General features: G+C 40.4%; 17 protein-coding genes. 14 read left to right on the top strand and 3 right to left on the bottom strand.

All coding sequences use genetic code 11. The features are described 5' to 3' along the window. The 3 genes from leuS to BHF69_RS05270 all read left to right on the top strand — a co-directional run bounded on the left by leuS (position 1) and on the right by BHF69_RS05270 (position 4,524). Complete coding sequence (leuS, locus tag BHF69_RS05280) at positions 1 to 2,412, top strand: leucine--tRNA ligase (protein WP_075670030.1); 2,412 nt, start codon at positions 1 to 3, stop codon at positions 2,410 to 2,412. 95 nt (positions 2,413 to 2,507) lie between these two features. Further along, positions 2,508 to 3,848, top strand: coding sequence for an MATE family efflux transporter (locus BHF69_RS05275; RefSeq protein ID WP_158022556.1), 1,341 nt, complete (start codon positions 2,508 to 2,510; stop codon positions 3,846 to 3,848). A gap of 187 nt (positions 3,849 to 4,035) precedes the next feature. After that, positions 4,036 to 4,524 carry a hypothetical protein gene (locus tag BHF69_RS05270; RefSeq protein WP_075670029.1) on the top strand — a complete coding sequence of 163 codons (489 nt, stop codon included), beginning with the start codon at positions 4,036 to 4,038 and terminating at the stop codon, positions 4,522 to 4,524. Positions 4,525 to 4,673: 149 nt separating this feature from the next. Here the strand turns inward: BHF69_RS05270 and BHF69_RS05265 are convergent, their stop codons facing one another. Both BHF69_RS05265 and BHF69_RS05260 read right to left on the bottom strand, forming a co-directional pair. Beyond that, on the bottom strand, positions 4,674 to 4,943 hold the full coding sequence (locus BHF69_RS05265; RefSeq protein ID WP_075670028.1) for a hypothetical protein: 270 nt from the start codon (positions 4,941 to 4,943) through the stop codon (positions 4,674 to 4,676). A gap of 9 nt (positions 4,944 to 4,952) precedes the next feature. Then, a complete protein-coding gene (locus tag BHF69_RS05260; protein WP_075670027.1) occupies positions 4,953 to 5,342 on the bottom strand; it encodes a hypothetical protein in 390 nt (129 codons plus the stop codon). A 56-nt stretch (positions 5,343 to 5,398) separates the two neighbouring features. On the opposite strand from BHF69_RS05260, the gene BHF69_RS05255 reads away from it, so the two are divergent. Continuing rightward, positions 5,399 to 5,599 (top strand): hypothetical protein, encoded by a 201-nt coding sequence (locus BHF69_RS05255; protein WP_075670026.1) that lies wholly within the window; start codon positions 5,399 to 5,401, stop codon positions 5,597 to 5,599. A gap of 114 nt (positions 5,600 to 5,713) precedes the next feature. After that, positions 5,714 to 6,130: a hypothetical protein gene (locus BHF69_RS05250; RefSeq protein ID WP_143249483.1), complete on the top strand. Its 417-nt coding sequence runs from the start codon at positions 5,714 to 5,716 to the stop codon at positions 6,128 to 6,130. Between the two features lie 210 nt (positions 6,131 to 6,340). Here the strand turns inward: BHF69_RS05250 and BHF69_RS05245 are convergent, their stop codons facing one another. Further along, positions 6,341 to 6,574 carry a chorion class high-cysteine HCB protein 13 gene (locus tag BHF69_RS05245; RefSeq protein WP_075670025.1) on the bottom strand — a complete coding sequence of 78 codons (234 nt, stop codon included), beginning with the start codon at positions 6,572 to 6,574 and terminating at the stop codon, positions 6,341 to 6,343. Positions 6,575 to 6,687: 113 nt separating this feature from the next. Here BHF69_RS05245 and BHF69_RS05240 point away from each other — a divergent pair, with 113 nt between their 5' ends. The 9 genes from BHF69_RS05240 (at position 6,688) to BHF69_RS05195 (ending at position 17,814) form a co-directional block, all read left to right on the top strand. Continuing rightward, positions 6,688 to 7,419, top strand: coding sequence for a lysophospholipid acyltransferase family protein (locus BHF69_RS05240; RefSeq protein ID WP_075670024.1), 732 nt, complete (start codon positions 6,688 to 6,690; stop codon positions 7,417 to 7,419). Between the two features lie 150 nt (positions 7,420 to 7,569). Further along, positions 7,570 to 9,861 (top strand): hydratase, encoded by a 2,292-nt coding sequence (locus tag BHF69_RS05235; protein ID WP_075670023.1) that lies wholly within the window; start codon positions 7,570 to 7,572, stop codon positions 9,859 to 9,861. A 190-nt stretch (positions 9,862 to 10,051) separates the two neighbouring features. Further along, complete coding sequence (locus BHF69_RS05225) at positions 10,052 to 10,987, top strand: AAA family ATPase (RefSeq protein ID WP_075670021.1); 936 nt, start codon at positions 10,052 to 10,054, stop codon at positions 10,985 to 10,987. A 1-nt stretch (position 10,988) separates the two neighbouring features. After that, on the top strand, positions 10,989 to 11,963 hold the full coding sequence (locus BHF69_RS05220; protein WP_075670020.1) for a hypothetical protein: 975 nt from the start codon (positions 10,989 to 10,991) through the stop codon (positions 11,961 to 11,963). An 8-nt stretch (positions 11,964 to 11,971) separates the two neighbouring features. Continuing rightward, a complete protein-coding gene (locus tag BHF69_RS05215; protein WP_075670019.1) occupies positions 11,972 to 14,014 on the top strand; it encodes a transglutaminase-like domain-containing protein in 2,043 nt (680 codons plus the stop codon). Positions 14,015 to 14,122: 108 nt separating this feature from the next. Further along, the gene (locus BHF69_RS05210; RefSeq protein ID WP_075670018.1) at positions 14,123 to 15,436 is read left to right on the top strand and encodes a circularly permuted type 2 ATP-grasp protein; all 1,314 of its coding nucleotides are present in this window, start codon (positions 14,123 to 14,125) and stop codon (positions 15,434 to 15,436) included. Next, a complete protein-coding gene (locus tag BHF69_RS05205; RefSeq protein ID WP_075670017.1) occupies positions 15,418 to 16,089 on the top strand; it encodes an alpha-E domain-containing protein in 672 nt (223 codons plus the stop codon). Before BHF69_RS05210 ends, BHF69_RS05205 begins: the two co-directional genes overlap by 19 nt. Before the next feature lie 3 nt (positions 16,090 to 16,092). Beyond that, entirely contained in the window at positions 16,093 to 16,881 is a 789-nt protein-coding gene (locus BHF69_RS05200) for a transglutaminase family protein (protein ID WP_075670016.1), read from the top strand. After that, positions 16,882 to 17,814 (top strand): M14 family metallopeptidase, encoded by a 933-nt coding sequence (locus tag BHF69_RS05195; RefSeq protein ID WP_075670015.1) that lies wholly within the window; start codon positions 16,882 to 16,884, stop codon positions 17,812 to 17,814. Position 17,815: the final 1 nt, after the last annotated feature.

Raw genomic sequence — 17,815 nt, 5'->3', positions numbered from 1 at the left:
ATGGCAACACCGTATAACCATAAGGCCATTGAACAGAAATGGCGTAACAAATGGCAGGAACATCCTGTGAATGTCAACGATGGCAAAAAGGAAAAATATTATTGTCTGGATATGTTCCCATATCCATCAGGAAGCGGGCTTCATGTTGGACACTGGAGAGGTTATGTGATCAGTGATGTTTGGAGTCGTTACAAATTATTACAGGGATATTACATCATTCATCCAATGGGATGGGATGCATTTGGTCTTCCAGCAGAAAACTATGCGATCAAGATGGGAGTACACCCAAGTATTTCTACGGAAAGTAATATCAAAAACATCAAACGCCAGATCAATGAAATTGCGGCTATTTATGATTGGGATATGGAAGTAAACACAACAGATCCAGAATTTTATAAATGGACACAGTGGATTTTTGTTCAGATGTTCAAAAAAGGGCTGGCATATGAGAAGGAGATGCCGATCAACTGGTGTCCTTCCTGTAAGACAGGTCTTGCCAACGAAGAAGTTGTCAATGGATGCTGTGAACGTTGTGGAGCACCTGTTACAAAAAAGAATCTGAAGCAGTGGATGTTAAAGATTACAGCATATGCAGATCGTCTGTTAGCAGACTTAGATAAATTAGATTGGCCTGAAAAGGTGAAAAAGATGCAGTCTGACTGGATCGGAAAGAGTCATGGTGCAGAAGTTGATTTTGCAGTAGATGGAAGAGAGGATAAGATCACTGTTTATACAACAAGACCAGATACCTTATATGGTGCTACCTTCATGGTATTGGCTCCAGAACATGCACTGGCAAAAGAGCTTGCAACGGATGAAACACGAGAAGCAGTGGAAGATTATATCTTTAAGGCATCTATGAAGTCATCTGTAGACCGCCTTCAGGATAAGGAAAAGACGGGTGTATTTACAGGAAGCTATGCGATCAATCCATTGAATGGTGCTAAGGTACCGATCTGGTTATCTGATTATGTATTAGCAGATTATGGTACAGGTGCGATCATGTGTGTTCCTGCTCATGATGACCGTGACTTTGAATTTGCGACTAAATTCAATATTCCGATTATCCAGGTTATCGCAAAAGACGGAAAAGAAATTGAGAATATGACAGAAGCTTATACAGATGCTTCTGGTATCATGATCAATTCCGGCGATTGGAATGGCATGGAATCTTCTGTATTGAAAGAAGAAGCACCTGAGATGATCGAAAAGATGGGATTTGGTAAGAAGACAACCAATTATAAATTAAGAGACTGGGTATTCTCTCGTCAGCGTTACTGGGGTGAACCAATTCCGATCGTTCACTGTCCAGACTGTGGATGTGTACCGGTTCCAGAAGATCAGCTGCCATTAAAGCTGCCTGAAGTTGAAAAATATCAGCCAACAGGTACAGGAGAATCTCCACTTGCAGATATCGAAGAATGGGTAAATACTACTTGTCCTGTTTGTGGAAAGCCTGCAAAACGTGAGACGAATACAATGCCTCAGTGGGCTGGTTCTTCCTGGTATTTCTTACGTTATGTAGATAATAAGAATACAGAAGCACTGGTTTCCAGAGAAAAAGCAGATAAGTATCTTCCAGTAGATATGTATATCGGTGGAGTAGAGCATGCGGTTCTTCATTTATTATACTCCAGATTCTATACAAAATTCTTATATGACATTGGAGCGATTGATTTCGATGAACCATTCAAGAAATTATTTAACCAGGGTATGATTACTGGTAAAAATGGAATCAAGATGAGTAAGTCCAAAGGAAACGTAGTATCTCCAGATGATCTGGTAAGAGATTACGGCTGTGATTCTTTAAGATTATATGAATTGTTTGTTGGACCACCAGAACTGGATTCTGAATGGGATGAAAGAGGAATTGATGGTGTATACCGCTTCCTGAATCGTTTCTACAATCTGGTAATGGATCAGAAAGACAAAGGAATCAAGGAAACAAAAGAATTAGTAAAAATCCGTCATAAATTAGTATATGATATTACTACTCGTTTAGAAAACTTCAGCTTAAATACCGTAATCAGCGGTTTCATGGAATACAACAATAAGTTAAATGAAATGGCTAAGAAGGGCGGAGTAGATAAAGCAACCTTAGAAACAGCGGTAGTCTTAATGGCTCCATTTGCTCCTCATATTGCAGAAGAATTGTGGGAAGAATTAGGTCATACCGAAAGCGTGTTTGAGGCAGGATGGCCATCTTATGATGAAGATAAGATGAAAGACGATGAATTGACCATTCCAGTTCAGGTAAATGGCAAGACAAGAGCAACCATCGTAATTGCTGCAGATGAAGCAAAAGACCAGGTACTTGCAAAAGCGAAAGCAGCAGTGGAAAGTAAGATCACTGCTACGATTCGTAAAGAAATTTATGTTCCAGGTAAGATTGTAAATATCGTTGCAAAATAGAATCAATCATAATAAAAAATGAGTCAACAGCGTAAACAATGAATGTATTGTTTGCGCTGTACTTTTGTACACAAATAAGAAAATGGGAAAAAGAAATGAATAAAAAAATGGAAAATGATTTAACGAAAGGGAATGTAGCAAAACAGTTGATTCGCTATGCCGTTCCATTGGTGATGACCAGTTTTATGCAGTCGCTGTATAGTCTGGTGGACATACTGATTGCCGGCAATTTTATTGGAAGCACGGGAATATCTGCGATCAATAATTCCAGTCAGGTGATTTTACTGATTACAAAGATCGCAGTAGGAATTACCCAGGGTGGAAATATTATGATCGGTCAGTATTTTGGGGCTTCCGATGAAAAACGAAAGAAAGATGCTGTTGGAACGCTTACGATGCTGTCTGTATTGCTTGGAATTTTAAGTATGGTCACCTTCTTTGTAGGAGCGGAGTGGATTCTCATAAAGCTAAAGGCACCTGCCTTGGAGGAAGCTGTCACATATCTGAAAATCTGTGCCATTGGGTTAGGTTTTGTATGGCTGTATAACGCTTTGAGTGGTATTTTGCGTGCTATGGGAAATTCCAAAATGCCGATGCAGTGCATTATGGTCTCCACTTGTGTCAATATAGTCTTGGATATTGTATTTGTGGCATTTTTTTCTATGGGAACAAAAGGAGCAGCACTTGCTACGGTAATTTCCCAGGGAGTTTCCTGCATCGTAGCACTTATCTTTTTGCTCCGGCATAAAGAAAGCTTTGCCTTTACCAAGGACAGCATGGGAATGAAGGCGCATGAAATCAAGATGATCTTCCGTCTGGGAATTCCATCGGCTATTCAGATGACCATTGCGGGAATCTCCTGGCTGTTTGTGACCTATCTGATCAATCAGTATGGCGTGGATGTCTCAGCAGGAAATGGTGTCAGTATTAAAATCAAGGATATTTGTCAGCTATTCTTAAGTGCTATGAGTCTGGCGGCCTCTACGATGGTAGCCCAGAATCTGGGAGCAAAGAAATACGACAGAGTCATGGCAGTGGTAAATACGGCCATTGGGATTTCTCTGGTGATGGCAGTTGCTACGATTGTCATATGTCAGCTGTTTGCACCGGTGATGGTAGGGTTCTTTACTCAGAATGAGGCAGCGGCAGCAGCGGCTTCCTTAAATCTTAGAATTGAGATTTTTGGACAGATCTTTTATGCTATTTTTATGATCTACAATGCACTGTCCATCGGAGCGGGACAGTCAGAATTTGCTATGTTTAATTCCTTTATGAACTGTATTGTGGTGAGAGTGGCACTTTGTTATGCATTTAACAAGATTTGGGGCGTGACCGGTATCTACATAGCATGTATGGTGGCCACATCCATTTCCGTACCCATCGGATGGTGGTATGCGAAATCAAATCGCTGGAAGCGGAATTTGCTGATAAAATAGGCAATGATAGAAATTTCTCATTGCTGTAAAATGAAGAAAATTTTTCTAAAATTATTAAAAATGAAGAAAATTTTTAATATCAGATTGACGGAATTCTGTCAAAATGTTACGATAAAAGAAAGAATAGGGCGGAACAATTGGAGGAAGAAGGTTTGTTCGACAAAACTGAATAGAGGAGGTTTGTGCTGTGATTGTTTACTGTAAAGAAAGTGAACAGAAAGTGTTTTTGGTGGCGGCCAATATCATAGCTGCGCAGATATTGAAAAAACCGGAAAGTGTATTGGGCGTTATGAACTATTCTGAAGAAACAAAAGGGATTCGAAGGATCTTAATGCGTTGGACGGAAGATGGATATGTGGATTTTTCTCAGGCTTCATTGATTGATTATGAGAAAAGCAATTCTTATTTGTCTGATGTGGATCTGTTGTTTGTGGAAGTGTCTAAGAACAGCAATTTCTCTCGTGGTTATGAAGTATATCAGACATGCAAGGAAGCAGAAACGGTACTTATGGTTGTGAAAGGCAAAGAACAGGCGCGGATGATCAAAGATATCTTTGAAAGTAGTGTTTTATCCGAGAATCCAATGGCTATTTTAAGAGAACATGAATGTGTAATGCTAGTTGGTGACAAAGAAGCTTTATCTAGATTATCAAAGACAGGAATCTGGTATGAATAAGTTTATCAGGAGAAAGTAATCCCTACTATAGCCTTTTATCATGCAATTCCCCTACTTCTTATCAAACAGGAGTGTCACAAAGGAGAACAGGCAGAAGACCCTGTTGTTCATGACGCTCCTGTTTTTGTTGTATTGTGGAATTGAAGATATTAATGTTTTTTCATGAGAGACTGTAGGAAGGCAAGCTTTTGCTTTTCAGCAGGAGACATATCTTCTTTTATTACATCGATGATCAATTCTGTTTCGGCAGGGGTGAAGGTCATGCCGGCCTTCTCCAGAGACTGGCTGGTTTTAAGAAGAATGGGAAGGAATTCTTCCGGTGTCTTTCCTTTTGCCTGTTCCATTAACAGAATCATCACTTTTAGTTTTTCTGGTGAGACGGTTCGGATTCTTGGATCATCCATCCATTTTGCTTTCATACATATACCTCAGCTATTCTTTTTGATTAGATCACTTAAGAGTGATGTCAGCATATCGCTGGAAGAAGAATTGGTTTCCATGGATGATGAAAGAGAGGGATTCTTTTGAAGAAATTCCTGATAATTCTGATAGATTTTCATCATATTCATGGTGTTTAGAATCATTTCAATCTGAGAAGCCACTTCTGGAGTGGCACGGGCCTTCATGGCCATCAGCATTTGTTCGATGTTGATGTTGCTGGAGTCCAGATTACAGGCGCGGATCATTTCATCGGTATCAAAGTCATTGCATACCCGCTGAAGCTCCTGTATTTTTAACAGCGTCGCAATGGGACGCTTCATTTCATTGGACACATAGGGAAAAGCAGCTTCCAACATGTCAGCATAAATATCTTCCATGAGACACAACCTTTCATTTCTATCATAACCTATTTTATGGGGAGGTGATTGAAATTATGAGTACCAAATTAGTGGAAGAAGAAAATACGGTATATGAAATCGATGAGGAATGTATGCGACTAAATGAAGAAGGGCAAGGGGAGAAAGCCTGCAAGGAGCAGGAGGCAGTAGATGCTTATGTGGAGGTACAATGGCGAAAAAAAAGAGGAATTTCCAATAATCTGTTGTTAATACTTTTAATCATGTGCTGTAAATAGAAAAAATGCGGGTTTCTTTGACTATGGGATAGTGAGTGAGAACGAAATCATTCCGATTAGCAATCAGACTACGGAGCTTCCAAATCTGATACATGTTTTCTCTTGTTCTATACCATGACAGACGAAAATCTTATTTCTCGTCCAGGGACAAATGGCTATGTAAGCAAGCTTCCAGCCATTTGTCCTTATGGACGACCAAAAGCATTGCTTTTGGTAAAGATTTTCTGCCTGAGAAAACATGTAAGCTCCTTCGCAGATTGCTTTACCGGAATGGTTTCGTTCTTTGTAGTATATTGGCTTCTCTCATATTCGTGTGGAGAAACGGAGTGTGGCAAAGAAGAAAACTTCTCCGAAAGCGACATATGCGGAATGTTAGAACAACCTGTTGGCTGGATTCTATCACCAGAACTGCTTCAGGCATCGAAGATGACTGTTTTCCATAGGACAGTTGGTAGGGAAGTTTACTTACCTTTCCAACTGTTATGGAAAAAAGGAATGCAGTTCGTCTTGTGCCATGCCAAGCCCGACTAGCGGAGCGGATTAGGGTTTGGCTCGGGGTAAATCCAGACAGCTTTGGTTGTTCTTACGTTCTGGCATCCTAGGCGCAGGAGGAGAAATTTTCTTCTTCATTTAGTCCACAAAACCCGCATTTTATTTCATAAAAGAAAGGAGCTGGGCTCCAGAAGTGAAATTATTTCACTTCGTTTTGCCACAGCTCCTTTGTCTGGATCAAATTAGAAACTAGCAGCCACAGCCACCATTGCATCCGCCGCCACATCCGCCACAGCAGAACAGAATGATAATCCATAATAAGAAGTTATCGTTTCCACATCCGCAGTCGCCTCCGAATAAAGAACTATCTCCATTGTTGCAGCAACATAATAAGAGGATGATCAATAACAAGCTGTTTCCACCGCATCCGCAGCTATTTCCTCCACATCCATTTCCACATCCAGTTGCAGCTAAATCGCTCATTGGAATACCTCCGATTTTTTGATTACAGTATATAGTATGCGAGATGGGAATCGTGGTGACAATCAAAACGAAAAGTGATACAATAAAGGCTATAGGGGATAAAGGAGAGCTGTATGAAAAGAATTATATTAATGGTAGTCCGATGTATTGTATTTGTACCATTCTGGTTTTATCAGATTAAAAAATATGGGAATACGGAAAAATATTCAGAAGAAGAAGCATTTACATTTGTACATCGGCTAATGGGAAAGATTTGCAGGGCAGGAAGAGTGGAAATCGATGCGAAAGGGATGGAACAGCTTCCGAAGGAAAATGGCTACATTTTATTTTCCAATCATCAGGGCCTGTTTGACAGCCTGGTGTTTTTTAAGACACATGAACGACCATTTGGAATCGTCATTAAGAAGGAAATGTCCAACGTTTTTTTTGTCAAGGATATTATCCGGCTAGTACGAGGAATTTATATCGATCGGGATGATATCCGCCAGTCTATGAGTGTGATCAAACAGATGGCAAAGGAAGTAAAGTCAGGCAGGAATTATCTGATTTTTCCAGAGGGAACCAGGTCAAAGAACGGGAATGTTCCAGGAGAGTTTAAGGCGGGGACTTTTAAAAGTGCCACCAAGGCTAAGTGTCCCATTGTACCGGTAGCAATTATGAATTCCTTTTATCCATTTGATTCTGGAAGTGTGAAGAAGGTCAAGGTGTATGTACGGTATTTGACACCGATTTATTATGAAGAATATCAGGGAATGAAGACACCGGAGATTGCGAAGATGGTAGAAGACCGTGTTCGTGAGGCTATTTGTCGGACTAAGGAGGAAGAGGGGAACGCAATCTTATAAAAAGGGTTCTGGCGTGGCTTTTGTCACGCCATATTTTTTCAAATCTGAGATTCTGGCTTTGAATCAAGGCAGGAATCAAAATATTATTTTACAAATATGAAGGATTGTGATATAATTCCTTCAAAAGCGTGAATTATAGGAGGAACTGAAATGGTTAAATTATATCCAGGCGGAGCGTATCTGGTAAATGGAACAACGATTATTCCAGATGGACCAGAGCAGGCAGACGAACTGAAAAAAGCAACGGGACAGGTTATGGCAAAAGAAGATGCAGCAAAGAATACCATTGCATATGGCATCTTAAAAGAACATAATGTTTCCGGTAATATGGAAAAGTTAAAAATTAAATTTGATAAATTAACATCACATGATATTACATTTGTTGGTATCATTCAGACATGTCGTGCATCAGGAATTGAAAAATTCCCAATTCCTTATGTGCTCACAAACTGCCATAATTCTTTATGTGCAGTAGGTGGTACGATTAATGAGGATGACCATGTATTTGGTCTGACATGTGCAAAACGTTATGGTGGAATCTATGTTCCTCCTCATCAGGCTGTTATCCATCAGTTTGCAAGAGAAATGCTGGCAGGTGGCGGTAAGATGATCTTAGGATCTGATTCCCATACCCGCTATGGAGCTTTAGGAACCATGGCAATGGGAGAAGGAGGACCAGAGCTGGTAAAACAGCTTCTTTCCAGAACTTATGACATTAATATGCCAGGTGTAGTAGGTATTTATTTAAAAGGAAAACCAGAAAAGGGAGTTGGACCTCAGGACGTAGCTTTAGCAATTATCGGAGAAGTATTTGCAAATGGATATGTAAATAATAAAGTTATGGAATTTGTTGGTCCTGGTGTAGAGAATTTAAGTGCAGATTTCCGTATCGGCATTGATGTTATGACTACAGAAACAACCTGCCTTTCTTCTATTTGGAAAACAGATGATAAGATTAAAGAATTTTATGAAATTCATCAGAGACCGGAAGAATATAAAGAACTGGCTCCAGGGGCAGTTACTTATTATGATGGCATGGTAGAAGTAGATTTAAGTGCAGTAAAACCAATGATCGCAATGCCATTCCATCCAAGCAATACATATACCATCGAAGAACTGAATGCAAACTTAGATGATATTCTTGCTGATGTAGAAAAGAAAGCATTGGTAAGCTTAGATGGAGCAGTTGATTATACATTAAGAGATAAAGTAAGAAACGGCAGATTATATGTAGAACAGGGAATTATCGCTGGATGTGCAGGTGGAGGTTATGAAAACATCTGTGACGCAAGGGATATCTTAAAAGGAGCTAATATTGGTGCAGATGAATTTACTTTAAGTGTATATCCTGCAAGTACACCGATCTTTATGGAACTGGCTAAGAATGGAACCGTTGCAGATCTGCTGGCAACTGGAGCTATTGTAAAAACTGCCTTTTGTGGTCCTTGCTTCGGTGCTGGTGATACACCTGCCAATAATGCATTTTCTATCCGTCATACAACGAGAAACTTCCCGAACCGCGAAGGTTCTAAATTACAGAGCGGACAGATTTCTTCTGTAGCACTGATGGATGCTCGTTCTATTGCAGCGACCGCAGCAAACAAAGGCTATTTAACACCTGCAACAGATATGGTAGACGTTGACTATACAAAACCAAAGTATCATTTCGATAAGACAATTTATGATAACCGTGTATTTGATTCTAAAGGAGTTGCAGATGAAAGCGTAGAAATTAAATTTGGACCAAACATCAAAGATTGGCCAGAGATGTCTGCACTTCCAGAAAATATGATATTAAAAGTGGTATCTGAGATTCATGATCCAGTTACGACTACCGATGAATTGATTCCATCCGGTGAGACATCTTCTTATCGTTCTAACCCTCTGGGATTGGCAGAGTTTGCGTTATCTAGAAAAGATCCTGCATATGTAGGAAGAGCGAAGGAAGTTCAGAAAGCACAAAAGGCCATTGAAGCGAGTCAGTGTCCAGTAGAGGCACTTCCAGAGTTAAAGCCAGTAATGGATACCATTCATACGGTATATCCTTCTATTGGAAAGGACAATCTGGGTGTTGGAAGTACCATCTTTGCAGTAAAACCAGGAGATGGTTCTGCCCGTGAACAGGCAGCTTCCTGCCAGAAGGTATTAGGCGGATGGGCCAATATTGCCAATGAATATGCTACAAAGCGTTATCGTTCCAACCTGATCAACTGGGGTATGCTTCCATTCTTGATTGATGGTGAGGATCTTCCATTTGCGAATGGCGATTATCTGTTTATTCCAGAGATCAGAAAGGCGATCGAAGATAAGCTGACAGAAATCAAGGCTTATGTTGTATCCGGTTCTGAATTAAAAGAATTTACTTTAAAGATGGGCGAATTGACTGATGATGAGCGTACGATTATCTTAAAGGGATGCCTGATCAACTATTATCGTGGATAAAGAATATAAGATTTGTCCACAGGTTTGAATATAACCAAATATCGATATATCACAGGATGTCTTCGGCAGAAGCTGGAGGCATCCTGTTTCCTTGTGTTGCGGAAAAAAATGATTTCGTGTAGAATAAGAGTAAATGATGATCGGATATTTTATCGAAGAATGGATTTAAAATGGAGAGGAAGTGGGGAAGATGGTGAATAAAGCCAAGAATGGGATGGATGAGATTTCCAAAGTAGTGATCGGAAAAGAAGAGATGATCAAGAGAGTGATGACGGCGATTCTTGCAGGAGGCCATATAATGATCCAGGATATTCCAGGAGTAGGGAAAACAACGATGGCATTGGCATTTGCAAGAGTGCTGGGACTTAATTATCAGAGAATTTTATTTACGCCGGATCTTATGCCGAAGGATCTTGCTTATTACAGCGTTCATCATCAGAGGTTTGGGAAGAGAGAAGAAGAGAAGGAGACGGCACATTTATTGATGGCTGACGAGATTAATTGTTCTTCACCAAAGATCCAGTCCATGCTGGTGAAGATGATGGAGGATAAAAAGCTTAAGGTGGATGATCATGTGACGGTGCTTCCGGATCCTTATGTGGTGATCGCGACACAGAATCCATTAAGCCTTTCCGGGAATATGCTTCCAGAATCTCAGATGGATCATTTTATGATCGGAATTTCCATTGGATATCCGGATATGATGAGTGAGATTCAGATGCTAAAGGAAGAGAATATTCGGGAAAAGATCTTATCCTTAAATGAAGCACTGGAAATTACCGATGTTCTTGAGATTCGTAATCAGGTAAAGCATGTCTATGTCAGTGACCAGATTTATGAATATATTGTTTCCATTGTGAATGCGACCAGGAATAATCAACTTCTGGAGATGGGGATCAGCCCAAGGGGATCCTTTGATATTTTAAAGATGTCTAAGGCCAATGCATTTTTAGAAGGAAGAGATTATGTGATTCCTTCTGATGTAAAGAGAATCTTAGTGGACACGGCCAGTCATCGGGTAAGGCTAAGCAGGTATGCGAAGCTGGAAAACAGGAAGAGTGGTCAGATCTTGATGACCATACTGGAGCAGATTCCGGTGCCAAGGGGAATGGAAAGGAAAAGATAGCATGTATCTGGTGTTTCTTGGATTTAGCTTTATATATTTTCTTATTTATCAGAATGTCATGGGAGGCTGCCTGTTGGCATTCTTATTTGTTATGCTTGGATATTCTTTTTTCAAGGGAAGAAGAATGATTCGTTATGTTGATATATCCTTTAATGAATATAAGAAGGTCTATCGGCAGGGAGAAAAGTTTGAGCTGATCATTGAGGTTCCCAAACAAAGGATTTTTGAAACAAGGGAAATCATAGTAGAGGTACAGTACACATCTATTATGGAAAGAAAGACCCAAAAGGTCCGGGAATCGTTACTTTTACAGCGGAGAACAGACGGAAAAGTAGTGTTGGAGCATGAGCTTAAGCAATGTGACTGTCTGGAAATCGAAATCAATGAATTCTATCTAAAGGATCTGTGTGGCTGTTTTCAATTTAAAAAGAACGTGGACTTTTATGAAAAGATATTGGTGTTGCCCAAAGAATATAGCATTGAGAATGGGGAAATTTCAGATGCCGTAGAAGAGTATGGTAATGTGAGACTGACGGGAACAAAAAAGCAGGAAGATAAGACAGAGCCTATGCTGTATCTGGATTTGAACAGCCTGATGTATGAGCAGGATCTGTCAATTCGAACTTGTTTTTTGTTGGTCGTATATGCGGTATCCAGTACGCTTTTAAAGCATCGGTATTGTCATCGACTGCTATTTGGGATGGAACAGTTCGTGGTGGAGGACTGGGAAGATTATCTTCCCGTATTTGGAAGAATTTTTGATTTGCTACGGGCTGATCGTCTATTGGAGCGACCCAAGGATATGAGTATGATCACCCACGTGATTACGACTGGAAAGGGACTTCCTCTGCCTTCTTATTATGGGAAAGCCATTGCGGTGATTCGTGATGAAAATTCGATTCAGAGGGAATTTGCAATGACCGAATATGTCAGAGCAAAGAATTTACAGGAGGATATCTTTTATTTATCATTATAGGAGCGAGCATGAAGAAATTATTCTTATTGTTTTGTGTATATTTATCAGTTATATATGGAATATGTACCGGTTTTGGTGTAGAAGGATATCAAGGCTTTGTTGTGATCGTAGCGGTATTTTTCTTTCTATATTGGAGTGTTCTGTCTTCGGATCTGTTTCACAACAACCAGCAGCTTCGATGGATTCAGTATGTCCAGTATTGTGGCCTGGCTGGATATGTATTGTATGAGGGTGAATCCTGTTTGCGAGGCGGTAAGGTTTTGGCAAATCGCCTGTTTGATATTGTTAATACCACCTTCCATCGGGATTTTACATATTTTGCAGATGCCAATGAAAAGACTGGACAGTCAGATATGATCATTTTTGTTGTAATCGTATTATTGCTTTATAGTGGAATTTTATTATTAAGCCGAAGAAGATGTGGCCTGGTAGTTTTATATACAATGCCGGTGATGGTAATGATTCTGATTCTTGCACCAAGGGCTGTTCATGGGGATTTTTTCTTATATTTTGCAGGAATCATAGGGCTGTATTATATGGAACATCATAAGCCCAAATGTGCAATGATAGGATTTACTCTTTTGGTACTCATGGCAATGATCTTTGAGGTGTATCCTTCCACAGAATTGTTTGGACAGAAGATGAACAGCATCCGTCAGGGGAGCCTGGTTGTTATGGAATATGCCAATAATATTGTCAGAGGAAAGAAATCGGTCTTTACTTTAAATTTTGGTGATTTAAAGCAAGAAGCTGTTCGTCGTCATGATACAGGTGTAAAAATCCGAGTGACATTGGATTCTGTGGAAGATCCGTTCTACCTGCGAGGATATGTCGGAAGGGATTATGCTTCTGGAAAATGGCGCAAAGATGAAACAGCTATGAGTGGAGAGGATGAAGTAACCTGGCTGTGGGATTATGAAGTTATGGAGGAACTGGAGCAAAGGGATAGAAGTTCGGTTTCATCCACAGGAAAGAATATGACGATTCAATACATGTCAGAAGATGAGAAAATGGATCTGATACCGTATTTTATCCCTGCTTCTGAGGCGAATGAGGATGAAGAGATCGGAAATTCGAAAAAGCAGCAGATTCCGTATGTATCGGTAGAAAGCTTTGATGAGTTGTTGGATATCCGGGTTCCGGAATATGATGAAGCACTTTCCAGGAAATTTTATGCCAGAGAACAGGAAGCAAGGGAAAATGCAAAAAAGCATTATTTATCCATTCCTGACAATCTTCAGGAAGAAATACAAAAGATGCGAAAGGAATTCTTTCAGCGAGGGGATTCTCTGAGACAGACGAAGAAGAATATCCGTTCATATTTAAGAAGTCGTTATACCTATACTTCCAGTGTTGTTGATACACCAAAAGGGGAAGACCCGACCCTATATTTTCTTCAGAAGTCCCAAAGGGGATATTGCTCCCAATACGCATCAGCAGCTGTCTTTATGTTCCGAAGCTGTGGGATACCTGCCAGATATGTAGAAGGTTATGTCTTAAAGGAAGAGGACTTTCGGGATGGAACAGTAACGGGCGGAAAAATGGTTGTGAATATGGAAGAGGAGAATGCCTATGCGTGGGTGGAAGTCTATGCAGATAGAGTAGGATGGGTACCGGTGGATGTGGTTCCTGGAAATACATTGGTTGCTGCCAGCGATGCCAGAGAGATTGAGCTTCCAAGCCTTCCAAAGCTTACGATGTCCACTGGAGAATTGGTTCTTGGCGGTATCAAGCTTTTTGGATTTATCATTTTTCTTATTATTCTTCGAGTATTTCTTGTATCTGCATGGTATCATTATCAGAAACAGAGAATGGGAAGACGGGAAAGAATCCTGCATTATGCAGATACCTGGGAACGTTACAGTATGGAGAAAGAAGCCGAGATTGGTCAGATCATCCAATGTGCGCGATATAGCGATCATGAGATGATGCAGGAAGAAGAGGATAAGGTATATGTGGCGGCAAAAAAGGTGAGAGATGAATATCGGCAAAAGCTGCCGGCATACATGAATTTATTTGATGTATTTATTGCTTGCCGTGATATTTTGTAAATTGACAAACTATGACAACTTGTTTAGAATAGTACTATAGAAATGACGAAGGCGTCCTGAATGATCAGGACGCCTTTTTTCTATATAAATTTGAAAGGAGTGGAGAATATGTATAGTTTGATACCGCATGCAGAGGATATTAATAGCCTGTTGGCAAGATATGGTGTAAAGTTTGGAATTTATAAAAATAATACGTATCGGGAACAGCTATTTCCGTTTGATGCAATTCCACGTGTGATTGAGAAGAAAGAATTCGATTATCTGGAAAAAGGGCTCATTCAGAGAGTGGATGCATTGAACGCTTTTTTAAATGATATTTACGGGGAAAAGAAGATTATTAAGGATGGAATAGTACCAGAGGAATTTGCTTTTATTTCTACTGGTTATCTGCCGGAATGCGAGGGAATTGTTCCATCAAAGAAGATATATAGTCATATATCAGGTATCGATTTGGTTCAGGCAAAGGATGGAACATGGTATGTTTTGGAGGATAATTTAAGAGTTCCGTCTGGTGCTTCTTTTCCGATGATTGCCAGAAAACTCTGCAGAAGAGCAGATCCGGAGACGTTCCGTACTCATGCAATTGAGGACAACCGAAATTATGCGTCAATGCTGAGAGAAGTTATGGATTATGTGAATACGGGAGGAATTAATGTCATTTTGACGCCAGGAAGATATAATTCTGCATTCTTTGAGCATTCCTATCTGGCAGAGCAGGCAGGAGTCCTGTTAGTTAAGCCAAATGATCTGGTGGTTAAGGATGGATATCTGTATTTTAAAGGCTTTTCTGACAGCCTGGAAAAGGTTGGTGCCGTATATCGCAGAATTTCAGATGAATATATGGATCCGATGACATTTTGCGAAGAATCAGTGATCGGCGTTCCCCATATCATGGAGGTCTATCGAAAAGGAAATGTTGCTCTGATCAACGCCCCGGGCAATGGAGCTGCCGATGACAAAGGAATTTACTATTTTGTTCCGAAGATGATTTCTTATTATCTCAAGGAAGAACCAATTTTACATAATGCGCCGACCTATCTTCCTTATTATGAAGAAGACAGGGACTATGTTTTGGAACATTTTGATGAACTGGTCATCAAAGACGTGGCCGAAGCAGGTGGCTATGGAGTTGTATTCGGAAACAGTCTGACAGAAGAACAAAAGGCAGAATTTAAGGAAAAGATCAAAACAGAACCAAGACGTTTTATTGCGCAGGAAGTGATCGATTTTAAAGATCTGGAAATCAAGGATCATGATACGATCGTGCAAAGAAAAGCAGACTTAAGAGCCTTTGTCTTATCAGGAAAGGAGACGAAGGTATGGAAAAGCGGCCTGACCAGATATTCTACAGTGCCGGATTCCTTTATTGTTAATTCATCTCAGGGAGGAGGATTTAAAGACACATGGGTACTATCTCAATAGAAAAAATGGATCATTTGTACTGGCTAGGTCGGTACACAGAAAGAACATATACAACGATTCGGGAATTTTTCGATGGATTTGACATCATGATCGAAGAACCTGACGATTATATTACTTATTGCCAATACCTGGATATTCCAAATGTATATGAATCCGTATCCGATTTTACAAAACGTTATCTGTTTGACATGGAGAATATCAATTCCGTAATGGCAACCTTAAACGGAATTTATGACAATGCGGTGGTAATGCGGGATGCGATTGGAACCGAAAGCATATCTTATGTGGAGCTGGCATTGTCCGAAATGGAAATGGCAAAATCAACGGCAGAATCAGGATTTCTAATGCATCTGCAGAGAGTCATTGACTATCTTCTTGCTTTTATTGCCTGTATCGATGAAAATGTGGAGGAACGCAAGATTCGGGGAATTTTTAAGACGGGAAAACGTCAGGAAAAGATGGATCTGCTGCTGCGACTGAGAAAGAACAAGGAACAGGTTATGAAAGCATTTCATATGCTGACGGCCAGAGTTCTGAGAGCAGATCTTCCGATAAATCGTAAGGCATATGATGAGTTATCTGTTTTAGTCAATGAGGAAGAATTATGTTATCCTGAACTGATTACACTAGTGGAGAATTTATTCGAGGTATAGAAAATGAAAACACTCAGATTTGATTATGATCTGCAAATTATATTCTCAAGTCCGGTGTGGGAGCATTATTTTACATTGAAATGTTTTCCCAAAACTCGGCCGAGACAGGAAATTGTGCAACGGGAGATTATCGTAACGCCGGATGATCATTATCAGATGTCGGAGGATGGATTTGGGAATGAATCCCTTTATGGTCATTATGAGAAAGAGCATACGAGATTTGGAGTTCGGGTCAAGGGGATTGCCAGGGTGGATTGGGCTGTTTATGATACGGATCCTTCCAGACTTTTGCTCTATCGGATGCCAACGTCTCTGACAAAAATGTCAAAGGAGATGGAGGAATTTGCCGATGAGCAATGGGGTAATTTAAGGTTTTTCCGCATGGGTAAGATGAATAAAGCCCATGAGATCATGGATACGTTATACAACGTATTTCAATATGAAAGTGGTTCTACGGGAATCTCTACGACGGCAGCTCAGGCATTTGCGCAGAAAAAGGGTGTTTGTCAGGATTATGCCCATATTATGCTTGCCTTTTGTCGTCACTATGGAATACCGGCTCGTTATGTGGCAGGAATGATGATCGGGGAAGGCTATAGCCATGCATGGGTAGAAATCTATAGTAATGGAAGATGGTATGGATTTGATCCGACGAACCATCTGTTGATTGACAGCAATTATATTATGATTGGTGTAGGAAGGGATTATCAGGATTGTGTTCTGAACAAAGGACGCTTCTATGGAACTGGAGAACAGCTCCAGAAAATACATGTAAATGTGGAGGAAATATAAATGATAGAAAAAGTAGCTTCCTCTATGCTTCCGGTAGATGAAGAATTTCGAATTCAAAAGAATTCCATACATTCACAGGCTTCTGATGCGAATCAGAAACGCATCTGTATTGTTACCGGAACCCATGGGGATGAATTAGAAGGACAATATGTCTGCTATGAGGTACAAAGAAGGCTTCAGGAGAATCTGCAGCATCTGAAAGGGATCGTAGATATCTATCCGGCACTGAATCCTCTGGGAGTGGATACGATTACCCGTGGAGTACCGAAATTTGACCTGGATATGAATCGAATCTTCCCTGGGAACACAGAAGGAACCATGGTGGAATATGCCGCAGCCAAAATCATTGAGGACATGAGTGGTGCAGATATGGTCATTGATATCCATGCCAGCAATATCTTTCTAAAAGAAATCCCACAGGTGCGAATCAATGAGATGTGTCAGGAGACGCTGGTTCCATATGCCAAACGATTGAACATCGATTACATCTGGATTCATAGTGCCGCTACGGTATTGGAATCTACGCTGGCGCATTCTCTTAATATGACGGGGACTCCTTGTCTGGTCGTAGAGATGGGAGTTGGAATGAGGATTACGAGAGAATATGGAAATCAGCTGACCGATGGGATTTTTACTCTGATGAAGGATCTGGGAATCTGGGATGGACCAGTTACGGAACCCAAGGAACCAATTGTATCCACCGATGGGAATGTTTCTTATCTAAATGCTGCGTATTCTGGAATTTTTGTGTCGTGTGTGGAGCATTGGATCAATGTGAAAAAGGGCGAAAAAATTGGAGAGATCGTAGATCCTCTGACAGGAGCATTACTGGAGGAAGTGTTGTCACCGGTCACAGGCGTACTCTTTACGCTGAGAGAATATCCGGTCGTATATGAAGGTTCTTTGGTTGGAAGAATCTTAGAAAGGGATTGAC

The sequence above is a fragment of the Anaerostipes sp. 992a genome (assembly GCF_001940245.1).
In the GTDB taxonomy this organism is placed as follows: domain Bacteria; phylum Bacillota; class Clostridia; order Lachnospirales; family Lachnospiraceae; genus Fimousia.
Note: the sequence above shows the minus strand (reverse complement) of the source record. Positions and strands in the feature narration are given on the sequence as shown.

Bases quoted from the DNA above. Each gene is read 5' to 3' on its own strand.
- leuS (WP_075670030.1), top strand. From the start codon at position 1: ATGGCAACACCGTATAACCATAAGGCCATTGAACAGAAATGGCGTAAC.
- BHF69_RS05265 (WP_075670028.1), bottom strand. From the start codon at position 4,943: ATGAAAGCAAAATGGATGGATGATCCAAGAATCCGAACCGTCTCACCA.
- BHF69_RS05215 (WP_075670019.1), top strand. From the start codon at position 11,972: ATGAAGAAATTATTCTTATTGTTTTGTGTATATTTATCAGTTATATAT.
- BHF69_RS05245 (WP_075670025.1), bottom strand. From the start codon at position 6,574: ATGAGCGATTTAGCTGCAACTGGATGTGGAAATGGATGTGGAGGAAAT.
- BHF69_RS05235 (WP_075670023.1), top strand. From the start codon at position 7,570: ATGGTTAAATTATATCCAGGCGGAGCGTATCTGGTAAATGGAACAACG.
- BHF69_RS05250 (WP_143249483.1), top strand. From the start codon at position 5,714: ATGACAGACGAAAATCTTATTTCTCGTCCAGGGACAAATGGCTATGTA.
- BHF69_RS05220 (WP_075670020.1), top strand. From the start codon at position 10,989: ATGTATCTGGTGTTTCTTGGATTTAGCTTTATATATTTTCTTATTTAT.
- BHF69_RS05210 (WP_075670018.1), top strand. From the start codon at position 14,123: ATGTATAGTTTGATACCGCATGCAGAGGATATTAATAGCCTGTTGGCA.
- BHF69_RS05240 (WP_075670024.1), top strand. From the start codon at position 6,688: ATGAAAAGAATTATATTAATGGTAGTCCGATGTATTGTATTTGTACCA.
- BHF69_RS05255 (WP_075670026.1), top strand. From the start codon at position 5,399: ATGAGTACCAAATTAGTGGAAGAAGAAAATACGGTATATGAAATCGAT.
- BHF69_RS05225 (WP_075670021.1), top strand. From the start codon at position 10,052: ATGGTGAATAAAGCCAAGAATGGGATGGATGAGATTTCCAAAGTAGTG.
- BHF69_RS05205 (WP_075670017.1), top strand. From the start codon at position 15,418: ATGGGTACTATCTCAATAGAAAAAATGGATCATTTGTACTGGCTAGGT.
- BHF69_RS05195 (WP_075670015.1), top strand. From the start codon at position 16,882: ATGATAGAAAAAGTAGCTTCCTCTATGCTTCCGGTAGATGAAGAATTT.
- BHF69_RS05200 (WP_075670016.1), top strand. From the start codon at position 16,093: ATGAAAACACTCAGATTTGATTATGATCTGCAAATTATATTCTCAAGT.
- BHF69_RS05275 (WP_158022556.1), top strand. From the start codon at position 2,508: ATGAATAAAAAAATGGAAAATGATTTAACGAAAGGGAATGTAGCAAAA.
- BHF69_RS05260 (WP_075670027.1), bottom strand. From the start codon at position 5,342: ATGGAAGATATTTATGCTGACATGTTGGAAGCTGCTTTTCCCTATGTG.